The organism is Brevibacterium linens ATCC 9172 (assembly GCF_900169165.1).
GTDB lineage: Bacteria > Actinomycetota > Actinomycetes > Actinomycetales > Brevibacteriaceae > Brevibacterium > Brevibacterium linens.
In genome coordinates this window covers 1-7296 of record NZ_FXYY01000046.1, presented here as the reverse complement: position 1 = coordinate 7296, position 7296 = coordinate 1, and the positions used below count along the sequence as shown (strand labels likewise).

Genomic DNA, 7296 nt, shown 5'->3' with positions numbered 1-7296 from the left:
TCGAGGCGGAGACATTCGAGTCTGGGTTATCGAGCACCGGTTGACTTCGAGGTCGATTACACATTTATGATGGACATTGCCGCCTGATAGTACACATTGATGTGTCCACTTCCAGGGGTTCACGCCCGTGCCCGGGCCTCCGTCGTCGGAGCCTGCGTTGCTGTCACTGTCAGCGGCAGGAGGCGGGCCCTGTGCGTTTGCCGTCGCGTCAGTACCAGATGCATCGGCTTCGGCTTCCCGGTCGCCATTTGCAGTGCCGGTGTCATCGCTGTTGGCACCGTCGGCGCTCTTGTCGCCTTCGCTGCTCTGATCTCCGTTGGCACCATCAGCACCACCGTTATCAGTAGCGGTTCCGCCGCCTGCGTTGTCGCTTCCGTCTGCGCTACTGGTCGCATCAGAACCGTTGGATCCGGCGTCAGCGCTGGCGTCCTTGTTGTCGCCGTCCGCCGTGGAACCACCCGAGGCAGAGTCGTCTCCGTTGCTATCGGCGGTAGCGTCCTTGTCGACAGGCGGGGTGGTGCCACCACCGTGGACGGTGAACCAGCCGACAACCCAGTCGCCGTTGCTGTTCTTGACGAAGTACTTGATCGTCACGGAACCCTCGAACGATTTGTCAGGGGTGAAGGTCACCGATCCGTCAGGCAGCGTTACGAACGTCCCGTATCCGTCCACTGTGGCCTTCGGTGAGCGTTTGCCGGTCTTCGGGTCGACGAGCCCGATCGAGGTCTGGTCGTAGTCCTCGGGTGGGATCGCTGGCTTGACGGTCACCGGGTCGGAATTGTCAACCGGGTACTGGTGGTCGGAGTCAGGCGGGGGAGCCGGTGCCTCGGGATCTGGCTCGCCACGGTCACCGGGGTCGGTCGGGTCGTAGGAATCTTCGTCCGGAGGTTCGGGAGAATCCGGGTCGTCCCCTGGATCCTCTGTGGGATCATCAGTCGGTTCCTCGGTCGGCTCATCCGAGGGCGAATCCGTCGGTTCCTCTGTTGGTTCCTCGGTGGGGTTCTCAGTTGGGGCTTGGCCATCGGAATCATCCTGGCCATCATCGTCCTTGGGGGCCTCGGGGATCTCCACCGGGGCAGAAGGTTCGTCGACCTTTGCTGGTTCGGCGGGTTTCTTCGCTGGCTGAGTGTCTGCCTTCGGCTGCTCGGGTACGCTCGGCTCGGTCTTCTTCGCGGGTTGTGTGTCAACGTTGTCGGGGGCTGGGGGAGTGGGTGCCGGTTCTGGCTTTTTGGCAGGTTGGGTTTCCGCCTTAGTGGGTGCTTCGGGCTTGTCGTTGGCCGGTGGGGTGGTTTCGGGTTTCTTGGCGGGCTGAGTGTCAGCTCGTGGTGTTTCGACCTCTGGGGCCGGGTCTTCGGAAGCCGACCCTTCACTGGTCTCATCGGCATGGGCCAGCGAGGTGGCCATGGTGGTTCCTGATGTGGCGAGGCCGACAGCCAGCGCGGCTGCGAGGATTCGCCTCTTAGCGGGTGTTACTTGTGTCATTTGGTTGAACCTTTCTCATTGGCGGTGACGACACCGTTGGAGCCGCGCACGAGTGCGATGCCTTCGCTGGTGAAGCCGATGACACGATCTGGATCGGTATAGGTGTGCTTGTTCAGGTAGTAAGTGCGCTCTGCTCCGGCCTCGGTGATCGCGGCGGGTCCGAGAGCTGTTGTGAAGTCACCAGTAGTTGATTGGGCGGCGATGGTGCCGTTGCTGAGGTTGAACGCGGTATCGCCGATGATCGCGGTCTCGAGGCCGCGGCCGACTTTCCAGTCCTGGCTGGTTGGGGAGGCTTCTGTCGCCCCGGTGATAGCACCGTTTTCGGTCAGTGAGTGGACGACGATGAAGTTGGTGCCCTCGACAGCCCATTCGGCAACCGCCAGACCATGTCCAGCACTGATGTGCCGTACAAACGCTGCATCGTCTGTCGGGGCGGTCAACGTGATTGTGGTGGCTTCATCGTCAGTTTCGCCGAACGGGACGCTGACGAGTCGTGGCTTCCCGGACTCGACTTGGATGAGGGAGTGGTCGTCGATCGACGCCGGCAGGAACTGAGGATTGCCGGTGACCGCGACCGGGGCCTTCTCACCAACAGTCAGGGCGTGGATGTCACCGTTCTTCGACGTGATCATCGGGGTGGTGCCGGTGACGTTGAGTTTCTGATCCTTTGCGACTGACCATGATTGGGTCTTTCCGTCGGCGGTGATTGCGGTGACGGACTTGTCGGTGCGTGCCGCGACTGCTGGGGTGTCGCCGGTGGTGAACTCGGCGGTGTACTTGATGGGTCCGTCGAGTTTTGCTTTCGCGATCTCGTCTCCAGTGGAGGTGTCATTGAGGGCGAGTTCGCCACTGTCGGGAGTGACGTAGGCGACTCCGGCCTTGAACCATCCCAGCGCTGCGGTTTTATCGGCTGGCAGTTCCCACAGTTTCTTGTCGTATCCGGTGAGAAGTTCTGCGTCTGCGGGCTCTGCCGTCGGTGCTGGGGTGAACCAAGTGGGTGCTGCTGCGGGTTCAGCCTCGCGCGATGGTGCGAACTGGAGCAGGCCGACGATGAGGAGGCCGACGAGGACAACGGCTCCGATGGTCAGGATGACCGGTGCCTTCTTGGCCCACTCGATGGGGAGGAGCGCATTCTTCCGACGTGTGGTTGGCTTCCGTGGTCGGATTTTGGTGGTGCGTGCCGGTTTGACAGCCTCCCACGGCTTCTTCGCCCGTGTGATGAACCTGCGCAGTCGTGAAGGAGTATGTGGCTTGGTCGTGGGTTTGGGCGGCAGTTCTGGGACTGTTGAGAGCTCGACGGTGTCGTCGAAGCTCTCGGGGGAGAGGACGAGGCCACGGAACCCGGGCAGTGCCGAAGTCAGTTCGAACTCTTCGACGTTGCGGTTGGCCAGTGACTGAGCGGCAGCGACGACGACCGAGAGTGAGGACTTTGCTGCGATTGACCCTTCGCCGGGGGTGATGATCGAGAAGTTGTGGAACTCCATCTGATACGTGGTGGGGGTCTTGTTTGAGGGGTCGAGCAGCTCCAGACCCGTGGCGGTGACGTGCCAGCGGCCAGGGGCGAAGCACACGGTGTCTTTGGCATGGACGGGTGCGAGTTCGATCACGGGTGGCCGGTTATGGTGGCGGCGGCGAATCATGGCCAGGGTTGCGTCGAGGGTGGGTTTGGACACGGAGACGTTCGACCGGTCTCTGAGGGTGACTTCGGCGGTGACGATCAGCCCGTTCGGGGCGAGCTCGGGGAAGACGGTGTCTGGGGTCGTATCTGTGGTGTCGTGCATGTCTCTCCGCCTTGAGGGGATTTTCGGGTTGCGCCTTCTGTGCGCCGTTTGAGCGGGGGAATGTTTGTCAATGATGCGAGTGAGATCACACGGACAGTGGCCCCGCACGTTTCGTGCAGGGCCGTCGTGGGGTGAGTGTCAGTGAGTGTGCGCAGATAAGGGCTGCGGCTTGGTGGGGATGCGGGAGAGTACGAGTGCGAAGGCTGTTGTTGCTGGCATGGTGATGATGATGCCGATGATGCCTGCCAGCATTTGAGTGAGCGTCGTGGCAACTGTGTCGGTCTGGAGGAACGCTGACAAGGGTTGGTTGTAGGCGTGGGCGAGGACGAACGCGGCGAGGCCGGCGCCGACGATGGAGAAGCTGATGGTGTAGATCGCTGAGGCCGAGTGGTCCCTGCCGACGGCCAGGGCGGTCGGGGCGATCGCTTTCCAGTTTGGTCTTGTGCCCGGTGTGGTGTGAGAGAAGACGGTAGCGGCTTGGGCTGCGGCAATGTCGTTGAGGATCCCGATCAAAGCGATGAGCAGTGCGGCCAGAGACAGGGCGGAGAGGTCAATGTCGAGGCTGGTGTAGGTCAACGCGGAGGCGGATTCGTCTGCGGGCCCCAGTCGCAACCAACTGGACAGTAGTGAGCCTGCGATCATGGCTGTTGCGGCTCCACACATGGTTCCTGCCCAGGCGGCGAGTGTTTTTGTTGAGAGGCCGTGGGTGAAGAACAGCACCGCGGTGAGCACAAGGACGATGCTGACGGTCGTGTAGAGCAGTGGGGATCCGCCAGTTGAGATCCCGCCGATCAGGAAGGCCCAGATGAACAAGGCTGAGGCCAGGAGGGAGGCGATTGCGCGGATACCTTTGCCGCCGATGACGAGAAGGACGACGATGATGACGATGATGGTGAAGATGGCAAGTTTGATTGCGCGGTCGTGTGAGTGGAATGTGTACACGGTGTCTGAGTCGGGGCTATTTGAGGCGTAGAGGATGGCTCGGTCGTCGTTGGAGGCGTGTGAGAGCCAGGCGTCGCGGAAGAGCATCACCTCGACTTGGTGCCCGGTGTTTAGAGTGCCGGTGGCTTGGCCGCAGGGAACTTCGTCGGTGACGTTCTCGCAGTCGGTGTAGGACACGTCAGAGAGAACAGCAGAGGGGTAAGTCGTACCGGTTGTGCTGGGTTGGTGGGGCCACAGTGCGATGACGAGGGGAATGAGGGTCACAGCAATGACCACGACAACCGCTGTGGAGAGGCGGGTGCCGTGGTCAAGGCGTGAAATGAGCGTTTTCATGCGCTCAGATCATGGGAATGTGTCGGTGACTGGAGGGTCGGTGATGGTGCTGCAGCGCGTTCGGCTGCGATTGCCTGGGCGATCTTGTCGGGCCTGAGATCGGACCACGAGTCGGTGGGTGTTTCGACATAGGGTGCTGTGGCGTGGCCTGCGGCTTTGATCTCCTTGAGTTTGTCGAGGTTTTCGGGAGCGGAGAGGTCCTTCACGGTCGGTGGGAACCCTGCTCGCTTGAAGAAGTCGATCGTGCTTTTACACTTGCTGCATTGTGGAGCCGACCACACAGTGATGTTCGACATTGGTTCCTCCTCGGTTGGGGTGGTCATGATGGTCACCTCGGCTCGTCATTCTGTTTCGTTGGGGTTCCAATCGTGGGGGTTTTCGGCCACGACTCGCTCGCTCTTATCGCGTTTAGCTTCCTGTTCTGCACCGTCAATGACGAGGGTGTAGAACTCTTCCTGCCCGTAGTCGTTGTCCTTCCGGATCCCGTAGGACAGTGTGTTGGCCCACCATCCGGCCCAGGTCAGTGATTGCGCTGCGGTGAGGACCTCTTCGCGGTTGTCGGGGTACTCAGTGTCGTCGCCGAGGAGGGTGGAGAGAACGCTGAACCGGTCACGGCGGGCGCTTTCGACGAGACCGGATGAAACCATCCGATCGGTACCTTCAAGTTCCGGTAGGTCGTGCGTGGTTTCGAAGGCCTCGGTGTCGAGCATCAGTTGGTTAAGGAAGGTCTCGGTGTCGGATTTTCGTTGCTTCTTGAAGCAGTTGGGGCAGATCATCCCGTTCTGGTCTTTGCCTGCTTTCGTGGCGTAGAAGTCTGATCGTGCCGCTTGGGCGCGTCTCGAGGGCGGGACTTTTGAGAGGTCGGTGCTGGCGGTGTGGCCGCATTTGTACTTGACGGGGTAGTGGGTGGGAATTTTGCTCATCACGGTTCCTTTGTTGGTGTGGACTTGTGCACGAAGTTCGGGCACACGCGATGTCAGTGTTTGTCGCTGGAGACGTGGCGGGGATCGTTACGCCAGTGATTAGGGGATTGTTTCGCGCTTGAGCGCTTGGAGTCTGTCGCGGTGCCCGGGCGGTTCTGGAATGTCGTCAACGAGCTTGCTCAACCGACTGCTGGACGCTTTTGTGTAGATCTGCGTCGTAGCAACGGACGCGTGGCCAAGAAGGTCTCGCAGGCCCATGAGGTCGGGGTTGAGCTCGAGGGCGTCGACGCCGAACTTGTGGCGCAGCGAGTGTGCATTTCTTCCGGGTTGGAAACCAAGAAGATGCCGAACACGTCGACCGATTGAACGGGGCAACATGTGTCCCGAGGGGTTCCGGTCGGAAGGGAAGAAATATCCGGTTGGGAACTGTGGCAACAGTTCCTGCATGAGGGGGTGGAGGGGGACGAGGCGTTGTTTGTTGCCCTTGCCGAGTACGCGGAGTTCCTTGGTGGGAAGCATGACGTCGTCGGAGTGGGCTCGAGAGATTTCTCCGGCTCGCATTCCTTGGAGTTCTCCGAAGAGGATCATCAGTACGTCGATGGGGCGTGTTGCTCGGTCGAGGGCTCGTTGAATGTCATCGGTCGGGCACGGGTTCGGGATTCCGACGCTGTTGCGCATGCTGGGGAGCTTGCGCGCAGGGTTCTTCTTGATCTTGCCGATCGTTTCGGCCCATTCGTAAAACACACTGAGGGTAGAGCGGGCAGATCGTTTCGTGGAGATTGCTGGACCAACGTCTTTGGAAAGCCAAGTGTGGAAATCTTCGAGGGTGAGTCTGAGGACAGAACCATGCTCGGTGGTGTCCTGAGCCCATGTCATGAGCCGTTGGAGATAGTAGCCGCGTAGCTCGACTGTGTATGGAGAGCGGTAGGTCGATAGGGCTGTCGTGAACGCGTCGTGGAGCGCCTGGTGTGGTTTCGTCAGCTGGTGGTCTGACATGGGATCTCACTTTCGAATAGGGGAAGTGAGATTGTTTTTAGCATGTTCTAACTTGTTCGGCTTTACCGAGGCCTGCCGAGGAGTGCTCCGAAGAGGAAGAATCCGATCGTTCCGCCTATGGCAGCTAGCCAAAGTGGACCCGATGATTCGACCAGGAAAATTTGGAGGAAAGATGCTGCTGCTAATGCGGCACAGGCGAAGAAGGCAAGCCTGACAGCTATGCCGAGGACGCCGACCAGTATGAAGCCTCCGATTACTAGCGCAACGATGACTCCGAAGTCCATGGTGACTTCTCCTTAGACTTGAGGTGCGGTTTGTATCCAGCAGGCTATTGCACGGTGCTGACGCGGAGTTATCCATGGGCAGGTATCGTAACGGAGCCGCGGCTCCAATCGTCATGGTTCGGCATGGGTGCTACTTCTAGGCCGCGTTCACCGAGAATCGCGCGCACTGTCCTGCGGCTGTCTGGTTGGCCGGCAATCCGAACGTCAAATTGTTCGACACGCTGCCCGGTGTAGCGGCCGCCCATATGAGAGCCAGACCGGTTGATGATCGTGAAACTGAGCTCTGAATAGTCGAACCCTGCACGCTTGAGGATTGCCTTCACGGACCGGATGGTGAGGTGATTCGTTTTCATTGGTCGTCAGCGCCTTCGATCACCAGGTGACGGAGTGCGACAACCCACGATGCGGCAAGTAGTTGCCCAGTGCCACTAGGGCGTGTCTCCTTTATTGACCATTCCAGGACTGGCACGGTGGAGACGTGACTACACAGCAACGACACCGAGTCTTCACTGATGAGCAGTGGGAGAAGATCGAACCACTTCTGCCCTCAAACGT

6 protein-coding genes and 1 pseudogene are annotated in these 7296 nt (G+C 60.0%); all 7 read right to left on the bottom strand.

All coding sequences use genetic code 11. The features are described from left to right. Nucleotides 1-1482 (bottom strand): annotated as a pseudogene (locus BLIN9172_RS17420) (hypothetical protein); the annotation flags it as partial. Next, nucleotides 1479-3263, bottom strand: a complete 1785-nt coding sequence (locus BLIN9172_RS17415; RefSeq protein WP_101556144.1) for a hypothetical protein — start codon at nt 3261-3263, stop codon at nt 1479-1481. The pseudogene BLIN9172_RS17420 and the gene BLIN9172_RS17415, both read right to left, overlap by 4 nt. A gap of 138 nt (nt 3264-3401) precedes the next feature. After that, the gene (locus BLIN9172_RS17410) at nt 3402-4538 is read right to left on the bottom strand and encodes a YibE/F family protein (protein WP_101556143.1); all 1137 of its coding nucleotides are present in this window, start codon (nt 4536-4538) and stop codon (nt 3402-3404) included. After that, nucleotides 4535-4834: a glutaredoxin family protein gene (locus BLIN9172_RS17405; protein ID WP_101556142.1), complete on the bottom strand. Its 300-nt coding sequence runs from the start codon at nt 4832-4834 to the stop codon at nt 4535-4537. The genes BLIN9172_RS17410 and BLIN9172_RS17405 overlap by 4 nt, the downstream gene beginning before the upstream one ends. Before the next feature lie 45 nt (nt 4835-4879). Then, nucleotides 4880-5461 carry a hypothetical protein gene (locus tag BLIN9172_RS17400; protein WP_101556141.1) on the bottom strand — a complete coding sequence of 194 codons (582 nt, stop codon included), beginning with the start codon at nt 5459-5461 and terminating at the stop codon, nt 4880-4882. Between the two features lie 99 nt (nt 5462-5560). Next, on the bottom strand, nt 5561-6457 hold the full coding sequence (locus BLIN9172_RS17395) for a tyrosine-type recombinase/integrase (protein WP_101556140.1): 897 nt from the start codon (nt 6455-6457) through the stop codon (nt 5561-5563). Nucleotides 6458-6519: 62 nt separating this feature from the next. Next, entirely contained in the window at nt 6520-6741 is a 222-nt protein-coding gene (locus tag BLIN9172_RS17390) for a hypothetical protein (RefSeq protein ID WP_101556139.1), read from the bottom strand. Between the last annotated feature and the right edge of the window lie 555 nt (nt 6742-7296).